Origin of the sequence: Nostoc sp. XA010, assembly GCF_020829625.1 — a bacterium.
Lineage (GTDB): Bacteria > Cyanobacteriota > Cyanobacteriia > Cyanobacteriales > Nostocaceae > Nostoc.
The window spans coordinates 64,985-82,909 of record NZ_JAIVFX010000020.1 but is presented as its reverse complement, the minus strand read 5'-3'; the positions used below and the strand labels follow the sequence as shown (position 1 = coordinate 82,909).

Here is a 17,925-nt window from a genome sequence, read left to right as displayed (position 1 = left end):
TTATTCTATCTGATGCAGAAACCTCTGTTTTTATCAATCTAACAAATTAAATTTTACTTTTATGTTATTACAGGTGTTTATACCATAAATTAAGCTCACAATACTTAATGATATAAGAGGACAAAAAATGCAGTGATGCTTAGTATAGGCTCCATCTACACAAAAAATTTACTATTTTAATCTGTTTCACTGTATATGTATAAAAATTAGGTTAATTTTACATAAGAGGTTTAAGTTGTGTCATTTGAACTTGAAGATATTCTGGAGTATGGTCGTTCAATTTGTCCTTTCCTTTACTTCCACAAGCTTTAGGAAATGATGCACTCCAGTAGATCGCCAATGGGCTGAATTACCGTACACAATGGACAACTCAAATTCTTATGTATACTTAAAGCCAGCAGCGGGATTTGAACTCGCGACCTTCCGATTACAAGTCGGATGCACTACCACTGTGCTATGCTGGCAATTTTGCTGATTACTTTCAAGTAGCAACCACAATTTCTTATTGTACCATAATTAATTTATTTGTCTAGCTGTAATTGCTAAAAAATATCTCCCTCTTCAGAAATAAGGCTAGAAGACGAGAGATTTTGGCAATATCGCTGCTTTTGTGTGCCTAGATGGTTGAGTTGGCGTTGCAATTGTAGTGATTGCGATCGCTGATAAAGTTGATAAATTAATATGCATGGCAAAAGCTCACTAAAATTCTGGGCTGGGCGCAAAAATATCTGGCGCAGTTCTAAAAGTGTCTTTTCTTGGCACGGTTGAATAAACTAACAGAAATATATAATTATTTTTTACAGATTACAAGCATGGCAGCATTGCTCGGACGAGATTTATTAAGTCTAGCGGACATCAGTCCAACAGAACTTCAAGAACTCCTGCAATTAGCAACTCAACTTAAATCACAACAGTTGAAGTTGCAGTGTAATAAAGTTTTAGGGTTGTTGTTCTCCAAAGCTTCAACTCGTACACGGGTAAGTTTTACTGTGGCGATGTACCAACTGGGTGGACAGGTAATCGATCTCAATCCTAATGTCACTCAAGTTAGTCGCGGGGAACCTTTACAAGATACGGCACGGGTGTTAGACCGATATCTGGATATTTTGGCAATTCGCACTTTTGCACAGCAGGATTTAGAAACTTTTGCTCATTATGCCAAGATTCCGGTAATTAATGCGCTTACTGATGCAGAACATCCTTGTCAGGTATTAGCTGATTTATTGACGATTCAAGAAAGCTTTAATACCCTTGCTGGGTTAACTTTGACCTACGTGGGCGATGGGAATAATATGGCTAATTCTCTGATGTTGGGCTGTGCTTTAGTGGGGATGAATGTTAGAATTGCTACCCCTAGCGGATATGGGCCAGATTCTAAGATTGTAGAACAAGCAAGAGCGATCGCTAATAACAAAACGGAAGTCCTCGTCACTCATGATCCAGAATTAGCAGCTAAAGGTTCTGCTGTACTTTACACTGATGTTTGGGCGAGTATGGGGCAAGAAGCAGAAGCAGACAACCGAATGCCAATTTTCCAGCCTTATCAAATTTCGGAGCAGCTATTGAGCCTTGCGGAACCAGAGGCAATTGTTTTACACTGCTTACCAGCCCATCGTGGTGAAGAAATTACCGAAGCTGTGATTGAAGGTTCTCAATCACGAGTTTGGGAACAGGCAGAAAATCGCCTACACGCTCAAAAAGCTTTACTTGCAAGTATCTTAGGGGCGGAATGAAAAGAGTTAGGAGACGCGATTAATCGCGTCTGTACAAAAGTTAAGAGTCAGAATGGCGAGTGTGCTGCTGGCTCTTAACTACTTAAAATTTGTAAAAATCAAGAATAAATTGGTAAAAGAAAAGAGAATATTCTAGCTTTTGAGTTTTATATTTTTATTTTTCTCTTGTTATGGGGAGTTTTTTGTAGTACTAATGTTCTAGAGACATTAATAATTACTTCCCGAAAATTTATGGAACGTCTAACTGAAGCTCAACAAGAACTTTACGAATGGTTGGCAGAATACATCCGATCGCACCAGCATTCGCCTTCTATTCGGCAAATGATGCAAGCGATGAACTTGAAGTCACCAGCACCAATTCAAAGTCGTTTGGAACATTTACGCACTAAAGGATATATAGAATGGACTGAAGGACAAGCACGAACGATTCGGATTTTGCGTCCTGTTAAGCAAGGTGTACCAATTTTGGGCACGATCGCTGCTGGTGGTTTAATAGAACCGTTTACTGATGCTGTAGATCATCTAGACTTTTCTAATTTCGAGTTACCTCCCCAAACTTATGCTTTGCGGGTAGCTGGCGATAGCATGATTGAAGATTTAATTACTGATGGCGATGTGGTATTTCTGCGTCCAGTAGCAGAACCAAATCATTTAAAAAATGGTACTATCGTCGCCGCCAGAGTCGATGGATTTGGTACAACATTAAAACGTTTTTATCGCCAAGGCGATCGCGTTACCCTCAAACCAGCAAATCCTAAGTACAATCCCATTGAAGTCAGTGCTATACAAGTGCAGGTGCAAGGTTCACTCATTGGTGTTTGGCGTGGTTACAACTGAGTAATGGGGAGTGGGGAATAGGAAGACATGGGGGATAACCAATGCCCAATGCCCAATGCCCAATGCCCATTAATTAGGGTTCGTTACCATCTTTGTGCTTAACATTTTATGTACCTGACGAAAAATTCAGTGCAGCAACTGCCCACTTTCCGATTGAAATTACCGTTTGCAAGGGAAAGTAAGGGCAGTTATTACACTCCGCAACCATTACCAGGATGCCCAAGAATACCTGTGTCTCTGCAATTGCGGCAATATCAGCGACAAGCGATCGCTAGCTGGTTTACCAACAATGGCAGAGGGACGCTGAAAATGGCTACTGGTAGTGGTAAAACGATTACTGCACTAGCGATCGCCTGTGAATTGTACCAACAGATTAATTTACAAGTTCTGTTGGTAGTTTGTCCCTATCGTCATCTCGTTACCCAATGGGCGCGAGAATGCGAAAAATTTAATTTGCAACCCATTTTAGCTTTTGAGAATTTACGCACTTGGCAAAGTCAACTTTCTACCCAAATTTATAATCTGCGTTCTGGTTCTCAACGGTTTGTCACGGTGATTACTACGAACTCCACTTTAATTGGAGATGGATTTCAGTCTCAACTCAAATATTTTCCTGCCAAAACTTTAATTATTGGGGATGAGGCGCATAATTTAGGCGCACCCAAGTTAGAAGAAAGTTTACCGCGTAGTGTTGGGTTAAGACTGGCTTTATCTGCCACGCCGGAGAGGTATTTTGATGATTTTGGTACGCAATCTCTATTTGATTATTTTGGCCCAGTTCTCCAACCAGAGTTTACTTTGAGGGATGCGATCGCTCAAGGTGCTTTAGTACATTATCTGTATTATCCTGTGTTAGTGGAGTTAACTGAAGCAGAAAGTATTGCTTATTTAAAGTTAACCAAAAGAATTGGGCGATCGCTACTTTATCGAGATCGACAAAATGGCGACACAGGAAGCTTTGAAGACAATGAAGATTTAAAGCCGTTGTTGATGCAAAGAGCAAGATTAATTGGTGCGGCGGAAAATAAATTAAATGCTTTACGGGATTTAATGGCAACTCGCCGCGAAACTACTCATACTCTTTTTTATTGCAGTGATGGTTCTCAAGATGCGGGACAACGTTCATCTCTACGCCAACTCAAAGCTGTTGCTAAAATTCTGGGAGTGGATTTGGGGTACAAGGTAAGCACTTATACAGCTCAAACAACTTTACAAGAACGAGAAATTTTGCGCCATCAATTTGAAAGTGGCGAGTTGCAAGGTTTAGTCGCAATTCGTTGTTTAGATGAAGGTGTCGATATTCCGGCAATTCAAACTGCGGTGATTCTATCAAGTTCTGGTAATCCCCGCCAATTTATCCAGCGACGGGGGCGAGTTTTACGCCCTCATCCTGCTAAGGAACGCGCAACAATATTTGACATGATTGTTTTGCCACCAGATTTAGATAGAGAAACTATAGAAGTTGAGCGCAATTTGTTGAAAAAGGAATTACGGCGCTTTGTGGAATTTGCTGATTTAGCTGATAACGCTGGAGAAGCAAGAATGAAGTTACTTGATTTACAAAAGCGATATGGTTTATTAGATATTTGATGATGAACTATATAGTTGTATTATTTTGTAAAATTTTTCGAGTTTTGAAAAAACAAGCATTAAGTATGAAATAATAAAAATATGAATTAGATCATGATGGGATGTAAGTGCTTTTAAAAATTTCATTTACATCCCATTATAATCTAGATTGCTAATATTAATAATAATAACAGAAGAGAATTCAATAATAAAGTCTTTTTTCAAAGAAAAGTATAAATTTAAAAAAATAGTTTTTACAAAATTAAAGATAACGAGAACAGTGGCTTTACGGTGGTAAGTACAGCACTAGAGAAAGTTAAAATATAGAAAATCTATATTTCCAAACCGAAGATGTCACAAGGTGCGAATATCGATGATGTGCAAGAGCCAATAAACAGCGCTCCGCCGGAGGTACGGCGAATTATTGAGCGGGTATGGAAGCTGGAAAAAGGCAGGCTAGATAAAAAGATTAACAGCCATATAAATGATAATATTTTGGACATTATCAAGGAAGAGGTGCGATGAAGCTGACTTCAATCAAGCTATGCAACTTTCGCTCCTTTTATGGTACGACACCAGAGATGCTTCTGGCTGGTGGAGATGTTCAGAACACGACGATTATTCATGGTAATAATGGCTCTGGTAAAACGAGTTTACTAAATGCATTTACGTGGGTATTATATGATAAATTTAGTGCAGCGTTTGCATCAATAGAACAGCTAGTAAATAAGCGTGCGATCGCAGAAGCTCAAAAAGGTCAAGCTGTAGAATGTTGGGTAGAGATTGGCTGGGAACATGAAGGTAAACGCTATCGAGTTAAACGCGCCTGTCGGGGTTATAAAAATGAAGGTGATTTTGACGCTGGCAAAACTCAATTAACCATGTGGGTTGGTGCGGATGATGGCAAATGGAATATACCAACTCAGCAACCGGACGATATAATTAATCAAATTTTACCCGCTACTTTACATCAATATTTTTTCTTTGACGGCGAACGAATTGAAGAAATAGTCCGTTCTGATAAAAAAGCTGAAATTGCCGAAGCTACAAAAATTTTCTTGGGTGTAGAAGTAATCAACCGTTCCATCAGACATCTGGGAGATGCTAAAAAAACTCTAGAAAATGAATTAAAAGCGATTGGTGACTCTGAAACTAAACAACTATTACGACAGCAAGAAAAGTTAGAACGAGAGCGAGAACGCATTACCAAGCGGCAAACTGAAATTAAAGAAGAGTTAGAATATCAACAAACTTTTAAAAAAGAGACAAGTAACCGTTTGCGAGAATTGAGTGCTGCTAAGGAATTGCAAGAAAGATGGCAGGATTTAGAATTGCAGAAGACGGCGAATCAAGAAGAATATAAAAAAACGAAGGAAGCGCTGAAAAAAGTTATTTCCGCACGGGGTTATACCGTTTTACTCTCAGAAACTACATCCCAATTTCGAGGAATTATCAATGATTTGAAGCAGCGCGGCGAGTTAACATCAGGAATTTCCCGGGAATTTGTGAATGATTTACTCAATTCTCAACGCTGTATTTGTGGTGCAGAATTACACCAGGGAAATCATTCTCATACTCATGTAAGTACTTGGTTAAATAAAGCAGGTTCCTCGGCAGTAGAAGAAACTGCAATTCGGATGATAGCTCAAGTAGATGAGATTGATAAGCAAGCTATAGGTTTTTGGGAAGAAGTTGATAGAGAACAAGCCAGAATTAATCAGTTAAGGCAAAGCATATCTCAAATTGAAGGCGACTTAGACAATATTCAAGAACGTTTGCGAAAAGATGCTAATGAAGAAATTAGCAGTTTACAAAAACGCTTAGATGAAATTGAAAGTAAAATTGATGAATTGAATCGAGAACAGGGTGCAAATCAGCAGCAAATTGCTCAACTCACAACTGAGATTGAAGGTTTAAATAAACAAATTGCAAAGCAAAAGCTGAATGAAGACAAGCAAACGTTAGCACAGCGACGAATTAACGCCACTCAAGATGCAATTGAACGGTTAACGGAAGTTAGAAATCGTCAAGAGCAACAATTTCGCCTGCAACTAGAAAAGCGAGTACAAGAGATATTTATGGAGATTTCTGTGACTCCATATATTCCTAAAATTAGTGAAAAATATGAACTGACATTAGTAGAAAATACTACAGGTATAGAAGCACCAGTTGCAGCATCCACTGGTGAGAATCAAATTCTCAGTTTATCTTTTATTGCCAGCATCATTGACAAAGTAAGGGAATGGAGTGAGAAGCGGAAAATGATGATGATTCCCGATAGTAGCACTTTCCCAATTGTGATGGATTCACCCTTCGGCAGTTTGGATGAGAATTCGCGGCGACACATTGCGAAAACAATTCCCCAATTAGCGAATCAGTTGATAGTTTTAGTTACGAAGACTCAGTGGCGGGGTGAAGTTGAAGCAGAGATGACAGAGAGAATCGGTAGAGAATATGTGCTTACGTATTATTCATCTAAGCCGGATTGCGAACAAGATTATATTGAGTTGGGTGGGGAAAGATATCCTTTGGTGAAACAAAGTCCAAACGAGTATGAATATACTGAAATTATCGCAGTTGAACGTAATATTTAGAGGAGAAAGTTATGGTTGCAAGTCCAGACGGAAAGTATATGACTCCCCAGGAATACCTGGAATGGGAAGAACACCAAGATATTAAATACGAATATATCAATGGTGAAGTCTTCGCCATGACTGGGGGTACTATTCCTCATAATGATATAGCTTTCAATTTGGCTTCAGCATTAAAAAGCCACCTTCGAGGGGGTGCGTGTCGTGTCAATATAGCAGATGCAAAAGTAGGTGTATCAGAGAAAGGGTCTTTTCACTACCCGGATGTTGTGGTAAGTTGTCATCCAAGAGATAGACAAGCGATTAAATTTATTCAGTATCCTTGTTTAATTGTCGAGGTTCTTTCCCCTAGTACAGAAGCTTACGATAGAGGTCGTAAATTTATTCAGTATCGGCGTATTCAGACTTTACAAGAATATGTCCTCATTGATGCTGAAAAAATCAGTTTGGATTGCTTTCGTATCAATGACAAAGGGATTTGGGAGTTACATCCTTATGAAGAGGGAGATGAAGTTCATTTAACTAGCGTTGATTTTAAATTTCCTATTTCTTTGGTTTATGAGGATGTCCAATTTTCAATATAAGTTTTAGATAAAAGAACCGCAGAGACGCGGAGGAAGCAGAGGCAAGAGAAGATGTGAAATTGGGATTATCCCTAACTAATTAGAAGATATCTTATGAGTATTAAAACTGAGGCAACTATTGAAGGTTTGTACGGCTTACCTGACAATTGTAAAGCAGAGATTGTCAATGGAAAATTGGTGCTGATGTCTCCAACTGGATTTTTACCAGGACGTGCAGCTGGTGAAATTTATGTAAGTCTACGGGATTATGAACGTTTGACAAAAAGTGGTTACGCTTTGCCTGATAATGTCGGTTTTATTGTCAATCTCCCTAATCGCCGTTCTTTAAGTCCTGATGCTGCTTTTTATACTGGCAAACCTACAGGTGGGAAGTTTCTTAATGGTGCGCCTATATTTGCTGCTGAGGTGAGAAGTGAAAATGATTATGGTGATAAGGCTGAGAAAGATATGGCTAGTAAACGCCGTGATTATTTTGCGGCTGGTACTTTGGTAGTTTGGGATGTAGATGTACTCAAAGAGGAAGTTATTAGAGTATATCGTGCTAGTAATCCTGAAGAACCGCACGTGTATCGCCGTAGTGAGGTGGCTGAAGCTGAACCGGCAGTACCGGGATGGACTATGTTAGTGGATAATTTGTTTGTTTAGCGATCGCCCACATACTAGTATAAAATAATGTGCTAATAATTACTATCACTTCTAACTTTCGGTTAAAATAGCAACAATGTAGATATTAAAACAATGGCTGCAAACAGAATCAGGGTTGCTAAAGATAAGGCTGAGTTAGTGAAATCTCTAGTCGCATCAAAAGACACAACTGGGCCTTTTCAAACTTATGTAGAAGTAATGGTGTTTGCAGCAGCATTAGGCGTTAAAAATAAAAAACGTGTTCCTTTGGGGGAAACTACAAAAAGAGAACCATCTCCAATTCCCCAAGAAAATTTTGCTTCATTGGGATATGACCTAATCATTAAATTATTAGGAGTAAATGAAACTCAAGATATCAACATACTCTCATCTAGAGAAGAACAAGATGAAGATAAACGTACTCAAATATTTGAAGAGTATGCTAATGCAGGACTTGAAATTTTACAAAACGAGTTGCGTGGTTCTGTTGACTACTCAGAGCGACTTTTATTAGTTCTTATTTCTGAAAGAGGAACAAAAGAACAGCTAGAAAAAGAATTTGACCTCAGTAAATTCTTAAAATGATTTTTTCGCTTGCTTAATTAAGTTATTAAATATGAAAAATATAACATATTATTGTCAACGGCTTGCTGAATTAAATGTAAGTAATAGCCGGAAGCGTGGTAATGCTCAATATAAACCAATATTACTTTTATCTGTAATTGATTTGATTGCGCGAGGTATCATTACTACTAATGAGATTCCAGTTTCAGACGAGTTAATTCAAACATTTGAGAGGTATTGGAATGTAATCGGTTCTCCGTCTTACAAAGGTGGTTTACACTATCCTTTCTTGCATCTGCAAAATGAAGGCTTTTGGTACTTGAAATTTAAGCCTGAATTTAATGGGTTACAACCAAAAACAATTAACAAACTAAAAGATGCTGTTGAATACGCATATCTAGACGGTGAATTATTTAACTTTTTGCAAGATGAATTTTGCAGAAAAGAACTAATTGATGCACTTGTGGCAGCTTTCTTTTCTGATAATGAAAATGATATAGAGTCTATTTTACAAATAAATCAAACTTTTCAAGATGACGCAGTAGATATAGAAAAAATAATTGAAACAGGAAATTTAGAGCCTAATCCAAGGTGGAGCTTGAAACGAGCAGTTATTAGAAATGCTTTCTTTAGGAAAGCAATTGTACACGTTTATAATTACAGATGTGCATTTTGTGGACTGAAAGTAACTAACAAAGTAAATCAAAATATTGTGGATGGCGCACACATCAAGCCATTTTCACAGTTTTATGATAATAAAATTCATAATGGAATAGCACTTTGCAAAAATCATCATTGGGCATTTGATAGGGGTTGGTTTGCTGTAAATGAGCAATACAAAATTATAGTTAGCAATGATTTGGAAGAAGTATCTCCCCATGCTAAACCTATGAAAGATTTTGATGGTGAAACAATACTTCTACCAAATACAGAGCAACACTTTCCAGAACTGGAAGCGCTGCAATGGCATCGCCAAAATATATTTCAAGCATAATTACAGGATAGGTGGAAGTCCTACCGCTTTCGGTTCAACAAACTTGCCATCAAAACCTATTGTTTTATCTTCAACAGTTCTAGCATCAGCCAAAGCCTTACGAAGTTCAGCACGTTCCATCTGTTCCTGAATTCCACCCAGAATATAAACCAATAACTTCGCCGCTAAATCTCGTCCAGCAACCTGCACCCGCTTTTTATTTGGGTCATACAAAATCCCATACCAAAGAGATTGGGGATATTCCATACCACTAAAGCCGCCTTGCTGGTCAAACTTCCGCAGTTTCTTAAAAATATCTGCCAGGGAAAAACCTTTTTTAAAAACCAAAATTCCCAAAGCTTGCGCTAATGCAACTTGAGCAACTGGACGGAAAAGCATATTTCCTTCACCTCCATCCTTCTCAAAGCTGAAGCGCCGTAAAGCTGGTGTATCCTCGTGTTCTAAAATTTTATAACTAGAAAGACTAGCCAAAGAATCAAATAGCTTTTTAAATTCCTCAATTCCCTGCTCAAGTTCTTCATCCTCTGGACGCATGGGAATTAGACCTTTCTCCAAAGGTTTCCAGTGAGGGAACTTTTGAGCCAAATATCGCTCAGACATATCTTGTAGAGCTTGCAAAGTTGTCAAAACTGTAGAATTCGAAGCGACTGTTGCACTATTCCAATTAACACGAGGATTGCGCTCTTGTCGTTGTTCTAATAGTGGATGTGTAACTGCAATTTTTCTAGCAACAATCGCAAAACCATCATCTTCATTCAACTGTGTTAGTTGCCCTTTAGTCAAGGGTGCAGCCATCAGGTTGACATGAACAAAAATCGATCTTACCCTCCGCCTCGCCTGGGTGCGAGTTTCCCCAGCCGCTACCGCACAGATGAACTCAATACCAATTTTCTCCTTGGGTAAATTTTGCAAGTAAGCAAGGTCTACTTGGTACTTTTCTATCAAATCATTTACTGTAATAAAACTGTCATCAGCACCTTTATCTTTTTTATAGCGCTGGAGTTTGCGAGTTTTAATTAACTCCATCAACCCCTGTACACCCATTAATCGGTGTTGACCATCCAGTGCATAAATAGTTACATCATCCTCAGAAATATTTAGCAGACCCACTTTAGCGTCTTTATCTAGGGGGATGAAATCAGTAGTAGACTTAGTGGCGCGTCCTTCGCTATCCCACTCAGCAGCTTTAGGATTATCCACCCACGGTTGATTAATTACTACCAGCACTGGCGGAAACTTGTGATTTTGTCGAGCCGCCAAATACTGTACTAGCGGTGCTTGACGTGACCAATCAAGGGGACGCTGTTGAATTTCATCAATACTATCCGCGTTAATCTCGACATTATCAGTCTCTGGATTGTACTTTTTTTGAAACAGAGGTAAGCCAGAGGCGAAATGAACCCGACCTGCAAACCATTCCAAGGTAACAGAACTAACATAAGCCTCAGTACCACCCATCTCGGTTTTTTGAACGAGAATCTGATCTTTTCTGCCTAAAAACTTCTCCAGGAGTAAAGCTAGTACCTGTTTTTCTTTGTTCTCACGTTCCAGGTATTCTCTAGCGATGTCAGCCGTTGGGTCAGATGCACTATCTTTCATGTTAAATTTTAAAAACAGAATAGGATTATGTCGTTTAATTATCCAAAAATTTCGATATTATCAGCAAAGTTTTTAAAAACTTTTCTTAAACCCACGGAGGTGGGTTTTGTATGTGTAGCCGCGAATTCTATTCGCCCAGATATTACGACAGTGTTTCCAGAGAGAAGGAAAAATGACTACAGCACAACAACCAGAAAATAAAATTCAGCAAACACGTACTGTAGCAGAGTTAGTGGACTATATCCAAGGTCTCACCACTGAAATTCAAGAATTGTATTGTTTAGATGAGATACCTTGGGTGGTGGGCTATTCGGGCGGCAAAGATAGTACTGCTACCTTACAGCTTATCTGGAATGCGATCGCAGCACTACCAGTTGAAAAGCGAAAAAAGACTATTCATGTTATTACAACTGACACACTAGTAGAAAACCCTGTAGTCTCTGTTTGGGTACGCAAATCCTTAGAAAGGATGAAGGTTGCTGCTCAAGAACAGAAAATGCCCATTGAGCCACATTTATTACACCCAGAAATCAAAGAGACATTTTGGGTAAGCTTGATTGGTAAAGGTTATCCAACGCCACGAGGAAAATTTCGTTGGTGTACAGACCGTCTGAAAATTCATCCTTCTAACCACTTTATCCGTGATGTGGTTAGAGTAAATGGGGAAGTTATTCTTGTTTTAGGTACGCGCAAGGCTGAAAGTATCAAACGTGCTATTTCAATGGAAAAACATCAAGCAGGTAGCCTAAAAGATCGTCTTATTTCTGATTCAAGTTCACCGACATCTCTGCTTTACCATAGTGCAAGCTTGCCTAATTCCTTAATTTATAGCCCTATTGAAGATTGGCGTACCGATGAAGTTTGGATTTACCTAAATCAGTGGCAAAACCCTTGGGAATATAGCAACAAAGACTTATTCACTATGTATCGAGGTGCCACAGCAGATAATGAATGTCCACTAGTTGTTGATACTTCGACTGCTAGCTGTGGTGATTCTCGATTTGGCTGCTGGGTTTGCACAATTGTTAGTAAAGATAAATCAATGGAGGCAATGATTCAAAATGATGAAGAAAAAGAATGGATGCAGCCTCTATTAGATATCCGTAATGAATTAGATAATAGAGATGACCGCGATAAAAGAGACTTCCGTCGCATCTGGGGAGAAGTCCAACTTTTTGAGCGTCATATCGATGGTGAAACTTCTATTGAACCAATTCACGGTCCCTATACTAAATATTGGCGGGAACATTGGCTCAGACGATTATTAGAAGCGCAAACAAAAACCCGTCATACAGCGCCAGAAAATATGCGTGATATCACATTAATTACTCTCGAAGAAATGAGTGAAATCCGCCGCATTTGGCTAGAAGAAAAACACGAATTTGATGATAGCTTACCCCGGATTTATCAAGAAGTGACAGGCGAAGAATTTCAAGACCCCCGTCCTGGTGCAGACTATAACCTACTAGGTCGTGATGAATGGATAGTATTAGAAGAAATCTGTGAAGGTGACGCAATGCACTTGGAACTCATGGCGAAATTGTTAGACACAGAACGCCAGTATCGCAAAAAGACTCGTCGCGTGGGGATATACGAAACCCTAGAAAAATGTTTTAATACGAGTTCCCGTTCTCCAGAAGACGCGATTAAAAATGCTCGTTTGAAACGCGAATTAAGTGAAGCAGTTAGTCAAGGTGATGTTGCAAAAGTCAAGCAGATGACTTTGGGCGATGTTGCAGCAATCAATGAAGTCGATGAAAGCGAAAGTGATGAACAGGTAACTTGGGCAAGTATGAAATTTAAAAAGGAAAACTCAGAATAATAGAAGACGGGAGTCAACCAAACTACTTAAAGAACGCTTGACAAAGTTGGGTTATCTTAAAACAAGCGAGGTTCTATGATTCAAGCCATACACAAATTAGTAACTTTTGAAGATTTTGCAGCTTGGCGGCCTGAGGGTGGGAGATACGAATTACATGATGGCGTGATTGTTGAAATGGCACAACCAGTGGGAGATCATGAGGATGTTGTTGGTTTTTTGGCGCTAAATATATCTATCGAAATTGGGCGACAAAAACTTCCTTACTTCATTCCAAAAACTGTATTAGTCAAGCCATTTGAAGGTGAATCAGCTTATTCACCAGACATCTTAATAATCAATCGACCAAATTTAGTGAATGAGCCTTTATGGAAAAAAGAATCAACTGTATCTCAAGCTACATCTATTCCCTTAGTTATTGAAGTTGTTAGTACTAATTGGCGAGATGATTACTACAAAAAATTAGCTGATTATGAAGCTATAGGTATTCCCGAATATTGGATTATAGATTATGCGGCTATAGGTGCTAGGAAGTTTATTGGCAATCCCAAGCTGCCTACTATATCCATTTATCAATTAATTGATGGTGAATACCAAGTTACTCAATTTAAAGGCGATACCCATATTGTCTCGCCTACTTTCCCAGAATTGAATTTAACCGCCGAACAGATTTTTCAAGCTGGAGGTGTGCAAATCTAGCCACACTTACCAACACCGAGACAGATACAATCGCATTTCTTAACAGTTAGTGATGGTATTATCTATATTTCATAGACAATATTTTTTATCAATGCGTCAGACAAAACCATCTAATTAATTTTATCTGATTCCTTTCATCACAAACTTTCTGCTTCTGCGATCGCTGTCTAACTCATGTTAATCTTAAAAATCAATGATATTTCTTGAACTCCTATTACAAAACTTTGGCCCTTACAGTGGCAAACAGGTAATCAATCTTAACCCAAAAACTGATGAAGAAAATTCGCGTCCAATTATCCTATTAGGTGGGATGAATGGCGGCGGAAAAACTACCCTTATGGATGCCATTCGTCTCGCGCTTTATGGCGCTCGTGCCCAATGTTCTACCCGTGGTAATTTAAGTTATAGTGATTTTCTCAATCAATGCGTTAACAACAAAATAGATCCAGTTGCAGACACTCGTATTGAATTACTTTTTGAACATATTGAAAACGATAAGCCAATAAAATACCGTGTTGTGCGTAGTTGGACAAAAAATCCTAAAGACGGTAAGGATACATTAGGTATTTTAGGCGACAGTGATACCTGGCCTGATGCTTTAGTTAATATCTGGGATGAATATATTGAAAATCTCCTGCCATTAGGGATTTCTAACTTATTTCTCTTTGATGGTGAACAAGTTAAAGAACTTGCAGAACAGGAAACACCACCACCAGTTGTAGTAGATGCAATTCGTGGACTTTTAGGTTTAGAGTTGGCAGATCGTTTAGCAGTTGATTTAGATATTTTAGTTAACCGTAAACTTAAAGAAGTTGGTAATACTAAGGATTTAGCAAACCTAGAAGAAATTGAAACTAGGTTAACCCAACAGCAAGAAGATTATCAAACCACAGAAGAGAAAGTAGAAATTCTCAAAAATCAGGTAGAAGAATTAGAACAAAAGCAGCAAGAAGCCTTTGATAAATTCATCTCTGAAGGTGGGAAGATTGCAGCAGAACGCAATCAACTAGAACTACAGCAAAATACAAAAACTGCGGAAATTGAACAAGTACGTCAGTCAATGTGTGAATTAGCGGCTGATGTTTTACCTCTGGCATTAATTCCCAATTTGCTTACTCAGGCGCAAGCACAGGGAGAAAAGGAATTTCGCCATCAACAGGTACAAATTTCTAAGGATTTGTTACTTGAACGAGATCAGCGTTTACTCGGTTGGCTAAATCAAGTAGAAATTTCTCCGATACAAGTTGAAAAAATCCAATCATTTTTAATCCAAGATGTAGATAGTTTATATGCAAAGGCTCTCCAGACGGAAGCACCTTGGTTATTAGCCGATGATGAAACTTTAAGTCAACTAGATAATCTTATATATCACTTACAAAATTCTAAACTTTCTGCGAAAGAGAAATTAAGTATTCTTAAAAATAAAGAAGAAGAAATTCATACTCTAGAAAGGCAAGTTCAAACAGCAGCAGCACCAGAAGACTATACCAAGCTGCGTCAAGCACTAGAATCGGCACAAAATCAAGTCGTTGAAGCTAAAGAAAATTACGAAACAATCCGCCGCCGTTTAGTTGAATTAGAAACTATTATTGCTAAGTCAAAAAGAGAATTAAGTGATTACACTGTAGAAAATATTAAACATAAAAATAGCGAACATATTATTACCTCAGCAGCGAAAGTTCAAAATACACTCAAGATTTTTCGTGAAAAATTAACTCTGCGAAAACTCAATAAATTAGAGGAAGAAGTTAAAAATTGCTTTCTTTATCTTCTCCATAAATCAGACTTAGTACATCGCATCACCATTGATACTAAGACTTTTAGCCTTTTGCTTTATGATTTAAATGGTAAACCTGTTCCTAAACATCGTCTCTCGGCTGGCGAAAAACAACTACTTGCGATCGCATTCCTCTGGGGTTTAGCCAAAGTCTCTGGACACCGCCTACCCGTAGCAATCGATACGCCACTAGGTAGACTAGACTCCTCTCACCGCAGTAACTTAGTTGAACGTTACTTTCCAGCCGCCAGCCACCAAGTAATTTTGTTATCTACAGATACTGAGATTGGCAAGAAAGAAGTAGAAACACTGCGAGAAAATGAAGCGATTGCCCGCGAATACCTGCTCAAATACGACTCCTCTACCCGCCAAACAACTATCCAACCAGGATATTTTTGGTAGTAAATATTCTTAAAAAATTGAGCGATCGCAATTTAAAATTTATGGAATCACCAATAGAACGTATTCGTCTCTCCCAAACAGCCAAAGACCAACTTACCAAACTTAAGCGCAGCACCAAAATCGACCAATGGAATATCCTATGCCGTTGGGCTTTTTGTCGTTCTCTCGCAGAAGCAACCGCACCCTCCCCCGTCCCAATTCCTCAAGATAGCAACGTCGAAATGACTTGGCGCGTCTTTGGCGGAGAAATGTCCGATATACTCCTCCTCGCCCTCAAGCAACGCTGTCACAATGACGGTTATCCCACCGACAAAGAAACCCTTGCCACCCAATTCCGCTTACATTTACATCGAGGAATTGGCTACTTAGCGGGCGATCCAAATATCAAGAAAATTGAAGATTTAATTGAACTGGCGGTTAAAAATTGAAAGGATATTAGTTGACTGTTAACTGTTCACTGTTAACTGACAACTAATATTATGCCTGAAGCGCTAGAAATTGAGCGTCATAGAGCTGCGATCGCTCGCACTGACATATCTCGCCCCGTGCGATTGGCAATAGAATGGGCAATCCTGAATCAAGACACCACTTTTTTTGACTACGGTTGCGGCTATGGTGGTGATGTCGAGCGAGTAAAAAACTTAGGCTACACCAGCACAGGCTGGGACCCTTATTACTATCCCGATATACCACGCACCTCCGCCGATGTGGTCAATTTGGGTTATGTCCTCAATGTTATTGAAGACTCAGAGGAACGCCGTCAAAGCTTGATCCAAGCCTGGGAACTCACAGAAAAAGTTTTAATTGTCGCGGCTCAAATACTGATTAACGCTCCCAGCAAAACCCAACTTGCTTACAATGATGGCATTGTGACGCGCCGCAATACTTTCCAGAAATATTACGAACAAGAAGAACTCAAAACTTATATTGATGAAGTCTTAAATGTAGATGCAGTACCGATCGCACTAGGCGTTTACTTTGTTTTTCGAGATGAAGCTGAAAAAGAAAGTTACAAAGCTATCCGCTTCTTTTCTACCACCTCTACACCGCGAGTCCGCATCCCCACCAAGCGGTTTGAAGACTATCAAGAACAGCTACAACCACTCATGGCTTTTTTTACCAAGCGCGGTAGACTACCTGTTAAAGGCGAATTGGAAAATGAACAGGAATTACTGAACGAGTTTGGTAACTTTCGCCGTGCCTTTGGTGTAGTTTTGCAAGCCACCGACGAAGCAGAATGGGATGCGATCGCTTACCGTCGTTCCCTAGATATCCAAGTTTATCTCGCCCTCACCCACTTTGATAAACGTCCTGCATGGCAAAAGCTAGCTCCAGAAATGCGCCACGATATCAAAGCCTTTTTTAGTAGTTATGAAGAAGCTTGTCAAGTCGCCGACCAAAAGCTTTTCAGCTTAGGTAAACCTGGGGTGATTCAAACTGCTTGTGAAAAAAGCAAAATTGGTAAACATACACGCGGTGCGCTTTACGTCCATGTTTCGGCATTAGCAGCACTTGACCCAGTACTACGAATTTGTGAAGGTTGTGCTAGCCGTACCATTGGGCGTGTAGATGAAGCCACATTAATCAAATATCACACTGATAAGCCACAAATATCCTATCTGTCTTACCCCGAATTCGACACTGATCCCCACCCGGCGTTAAAAGCCAGCATCGGTATTGATTTAAAAACCCTATTTGTGACTCATCGAGACTACGAAACTAGGGCAAATCCGCCGATTTTGCACCGTAAGGAAACATTTGTTACTAGCAACTACCCTCGTTACGAAGAATTTGCTAAACTCACCCAACAAGAACAGGAATTAGGGCTGCTTAACCAAAAAAGCGACATTGGTACGCGTGAAGGTTGGGAAAAATGCCTCGCCGCACACAGAGTAGAAATCAGGGGGCATCAAGTTTATCCAATTCAGGAAAGTTAAGAAAACCCTAAGACTTTCAGGGCATTCTTGATGAGCATATCAGCCAAGAAAATTTGGTGCAAACTGGCGTATATGCATGAGATTGTATAGCAGGTGTGGCAAGATAGCTGCAATTGGTATTAGCCAATTTTACGTGAAGCGCACAGCTTTATAATTCCCGCAAACTTTACGCGATAGACGCTTGCTGCGTCCGATA

General features: G+C 39.3%; 16 protein-coding genes and 1 tRNA gene. 14 read left to right on the top strand and 3 right to left on the bottom strand.

The window, feature by feature from the left end:
• Positions 1-392: 392 nt before the first annotated feature.
• Positions 393-464 (bottom strand) — tRNA-Thr (locus LC608_RS24510).
• Between the two features lie 78 nt (positions 465-542).
• Complete coding sequence (locus tag LC608_RS24505) at positions 543-692, bottom strand: hypothetical protein (protein ID WP_229556052.1); 150 nt, start codon at positions 690-692, stop codon at positions 543-545.
• Between the two features lie 120 nt (positions 693-812).
• On the opposite strand from LC608_RS24505, the gene argF reads away from it, so the two are divergent.
• The 9 genes from argF (at position 813) to LC608_RS24460 (ending at position 9,496) form a co-directional block, all read left to right on the top strand.
• Positions 813-1,733, top strand: a complete 921-nt coding sequence (argF, locus tag LC608_RS24500; RefSeq protein ID WP_229556051.1) for an ornithine carbamoyltransferase — start codon at positions 813-815, stop codon at positions 1,731-1,733.
• Between the two features lie 231 nt (positions 1,734-1,964).
• The gene (gene lexA / locus LC608_RS24495; RefSeq protein ID WP_229556050.1) at positions 1,965-2,570 is read left to right on the top strand and encodes a transcriptional repressor LexA; all 606 of its coding nucleotides are present in this window, start codon (positions 1,965-1,967) and stop codon (positions 2,568-2,570) included.
• A 108-nt stretch (positions 2,571-2,678) separates the two neighbouring features.
• A complete protein-coding gene (locus tag LC608_RS24490) occupies positions 2,679-4,160 on the top strand; it encodes a DNA phosphorothioation system restriction enzyme (RefSeq protein WP_229556049.1) in 1,482 nt (493 codons plus the stop codon).
• Between the two features lie 330 nt (positions 4,161-4,490).
• Positions 4,491-4,664, top strand: a complete 174-nt coding sequence (locus LC608_RS24485; RefSeq protein WP_229556048.1) for a hypothetical protein — start codon at positions 4,491-4,493, stop codon at positions 4,662-4,664.
• Complete coding sequence (locus LC608_RS24480; protein WP_229556047.1) at positions 4,661-6,733, top strand: AAA family ATPase; 2,073 nt, start codon at positions 4,661-4,663, stop codon at positions 6,731-6,733. Before LC608_RS24485 ends, LC608_RS24480 begins: the two co-directional genes overlap by 4 nt.
• Before the next feature lie 11 nt (positions 6,734-6,744).
• Positions 6,745-7,314, top strand: a complete 570-nt coding sequence (locus LC608_RS24475; protein WP_229556046.1) for a Uma2 family endonuclease — start codon at positions 6,745-6,747, stop codon at positions 7,312-7,314.
• Between the two features lie 93 nt (positions 7,315-7,407).
• Positions 7,408-7,959, top strand: a complete 552-nt coding sequence (locus LC608_RS24470) for a Uma2 family endonuclease (protein WP_229556045.1) — start codon at positions 7,408-7,410, stop codon at positions 7,957-7,959.
• Positions 7,960-8,052: 93 nt separating this feature from the next.
• A complete protein-coding gene (locus tag LC608_RS24465) occupies positions 8,053-8,523 on the top strand; it encodes a DNA phosphorothioation-associated protein 4 (protein WP_229556044.1) in 471 nt (156 codons plus the stop codon).
• 31 nt (positions 8,524-8,554) lie between these two features.
• On the top strand, positions 8,555-9,496 hold the full coding sequence (locus LC608_RS24460; protein ID WP_229556043.1) for an HNH endonuclease: 942 nt from the start codon (positions 8,555-8,557) through the stop codon (positions 9,494-9,496).
• Here the strand turns inward: LC608_RS24460 and LC608_RS24455 are convergent, their stop codons facing one another.
• A complete protein-coding gene (locus LC608_RS24455; protein ID WP_229556042.1) occupies positions 9,497-11,095 on the bottom strand; it encodes a DGQHR domain-containing protein in 1,599 nt (532 codons plus the stop codon).
• Positions 11,096-11,267: 172 nt separating this feature from the next.
• On the opposite strand from LC608_RS24455, the gene dndC reads away from it, so the two are divergent.
• The 5 genes from dndC (at position 11,268) to LC608_RS24430 (ending at position 17,729) form a co-directional block, all read left to right on the top strand.
• The gene (gene dndC, locus LC608_RS24450) at positions 11,268-12,917 is read left to right on the top strand and encodes a DNA phosphorothioation system sulfurtransferase DndC (RefSeq protein ID WP_229556041.1); all 1,650 of its coding nucleotides are present in this window, start codon (positions 11,268-11,270) and stop codon (positions 12,915-12,917) included.
• A 75-nt stretch (positions 12,918-12,992) separates the two neighbouring features.
• Complete coding sequence (locus tag LC608_RS24445; RefSeq protein ID WP_229556040.1) at positions 12,993-13,613, top strand: Uma2 family endonuclease; 621 nt, start codon at positions 12,993-12,995, stop codon at positions 13,611-13,613.
• A gap of 193 nt (positions 13,614-13,806) precedes the next feature.
• Positions 13,807-15,792 (top strand): DNA sulfur modification protein DndD, encoded by a 1,986-nt coding sequence (gene dndD, locus LC608_RS24440; protein ID WP_229556039.1) that lies wholly within the window; start codon positions 13,807-13,809, stop codon positions 15,790-15,792.
• A gap of 41 nt (positions 15,793-15,833) precedes the next feature.
• Positions 15,834-16,220 carry a DNA sulfur modification protein DndE gene (gene dndE / locus LC608_RS24435; protein WP_229556038.1) on the top strand — a complete coding sequence of 129 codons (387 nt, stop codon included), beginning with the start codon at positions 15,834-15,836 and terminating at the stop codon, positions 16,218-16,220.
• A 51-nt stretch (positions 16,221-16,271) separates the two neighbouring features.
• On the top strand, positions 16,272-17,729 hold the full coding sequence (locus LC608_RS24430) for a DNA phosphorothioation-associated putative methyltransferase (protein ID WP_229556037.1): 1,458 nt from the start codon (positions 16,272-16,274) through the stop codon (positions 17,727-17,729).
• Positions 17,730-17,925 lie beyond the last annotated feature (196 nt).

What these genes read in the sequence shown, in the direction of transcription:
- argF (WP_229556051.1), top strand. Translation starts at nt 813, where the DNA reads ATGGCAGCATTGCTCGGACGAGATTTATTAAGTCTAGCGGACATCAGT.
- lexA (WP_229556050.1), top strand. Translation starts at nt 1,965, where the DNA reads ATGGAACGTCTAACTGAAGCTCAACAAGAACTTTACGAATGGTTGGCA.
- LC608_RS24490 (WP_229556049.1), top strand. Translation starts at nt 2,679, where the DNA reads ATGTACCTGACGAAAAATTCAGTGCAGCAACTGCCCACTTTCCGATTG.
- LC608_RS24485 (WP_229556048.1), top strand. Translation starts at nt 4,491, where the DNA reads ATGTCACAAGGTGCGAATATCGATGATGTGCAAGAGCCAATAAACAGC.
- LC608_RS24480 (WP_229556047.1), top strand. Translation starts at nt 4,661, where the DNA reads ATGAAGCTGACTTCAATCAAGCTATGCAACTTTCGCTCCTTTTATGGT.
- LC608_RS24475 (WP_229556046.1), top strand. Translation starts at nt 6,745, where the DNA reads ATGGTTGCAAGTCCAGACGGAAAGTATATGACTCCCCAGGAATACCTG.
- LC608_RS24470 (WP_229556045.1), top strand. Translation starts at nt 7,408, where the DNA reads ATGAGTATTAAAACTGAGGCAACTATTGAAGGTTTGTACGGCTTACCT.
- LC608_RS24465 (WP_229556044.1), top strand. Translation starts at nt 8,053, where the DNA reads ATGGCTGCAAACAGAATCAGGGTTGCTAAAGATAAGGCTGAGTTAGTG.
- LC608_RS24460 (WP_229556043.1), top strand. Translation starts at nt 8,555, where the DNA reads ATGAAAAATATAACATATTATTGTCAACGGCTTGCTGAATTAAATGTA.
- LC608_RS24455 (WP_229556042.1), bottom strand. Translation starts at nt 11,095, where the DNA reads ATGAAAGATAGTGCATCTGACCCAACGGCTGACATCGCTAGAGAATAC.
- dndC (WP_229556041.1), top strand. Translation starts at nt 11,268, where the DNA reads ATGACTACAGCACAACAACCAGAAAATAAAATTCAGCAAACACGTACT.
- LC608_RS24445 (WP_229556040.1), top strand. Translation starts at nt 12,993, where the DNA reads ATGATTCAAGCCATACACAAATTAGTAACTTTTGAAGATTTTGCAGCT.
- dndD (WP_229556039.1), top strand. Translation starts at nt 13,807, where the DNA reads ATGATATTTCTTGAACTCCTATTACAAAACTTTGGCCCTTACAGTGGC.
- dndE (WP_229556038.1), top strand. Translation starts at nt 15,834, where the DNA reads ATGGAATCACCAATAGAACGTATTCGTCTCTCCCAAACAGCCAAAGAC.
- LC608_RS24430 (WP_229556037.1), top strand. Translation starts at nt 16,272, where the DNA reads ATGCCTGAAGCGCTAGAAATTGAGCGTCATAGAGCTGCGATCGCTCGC.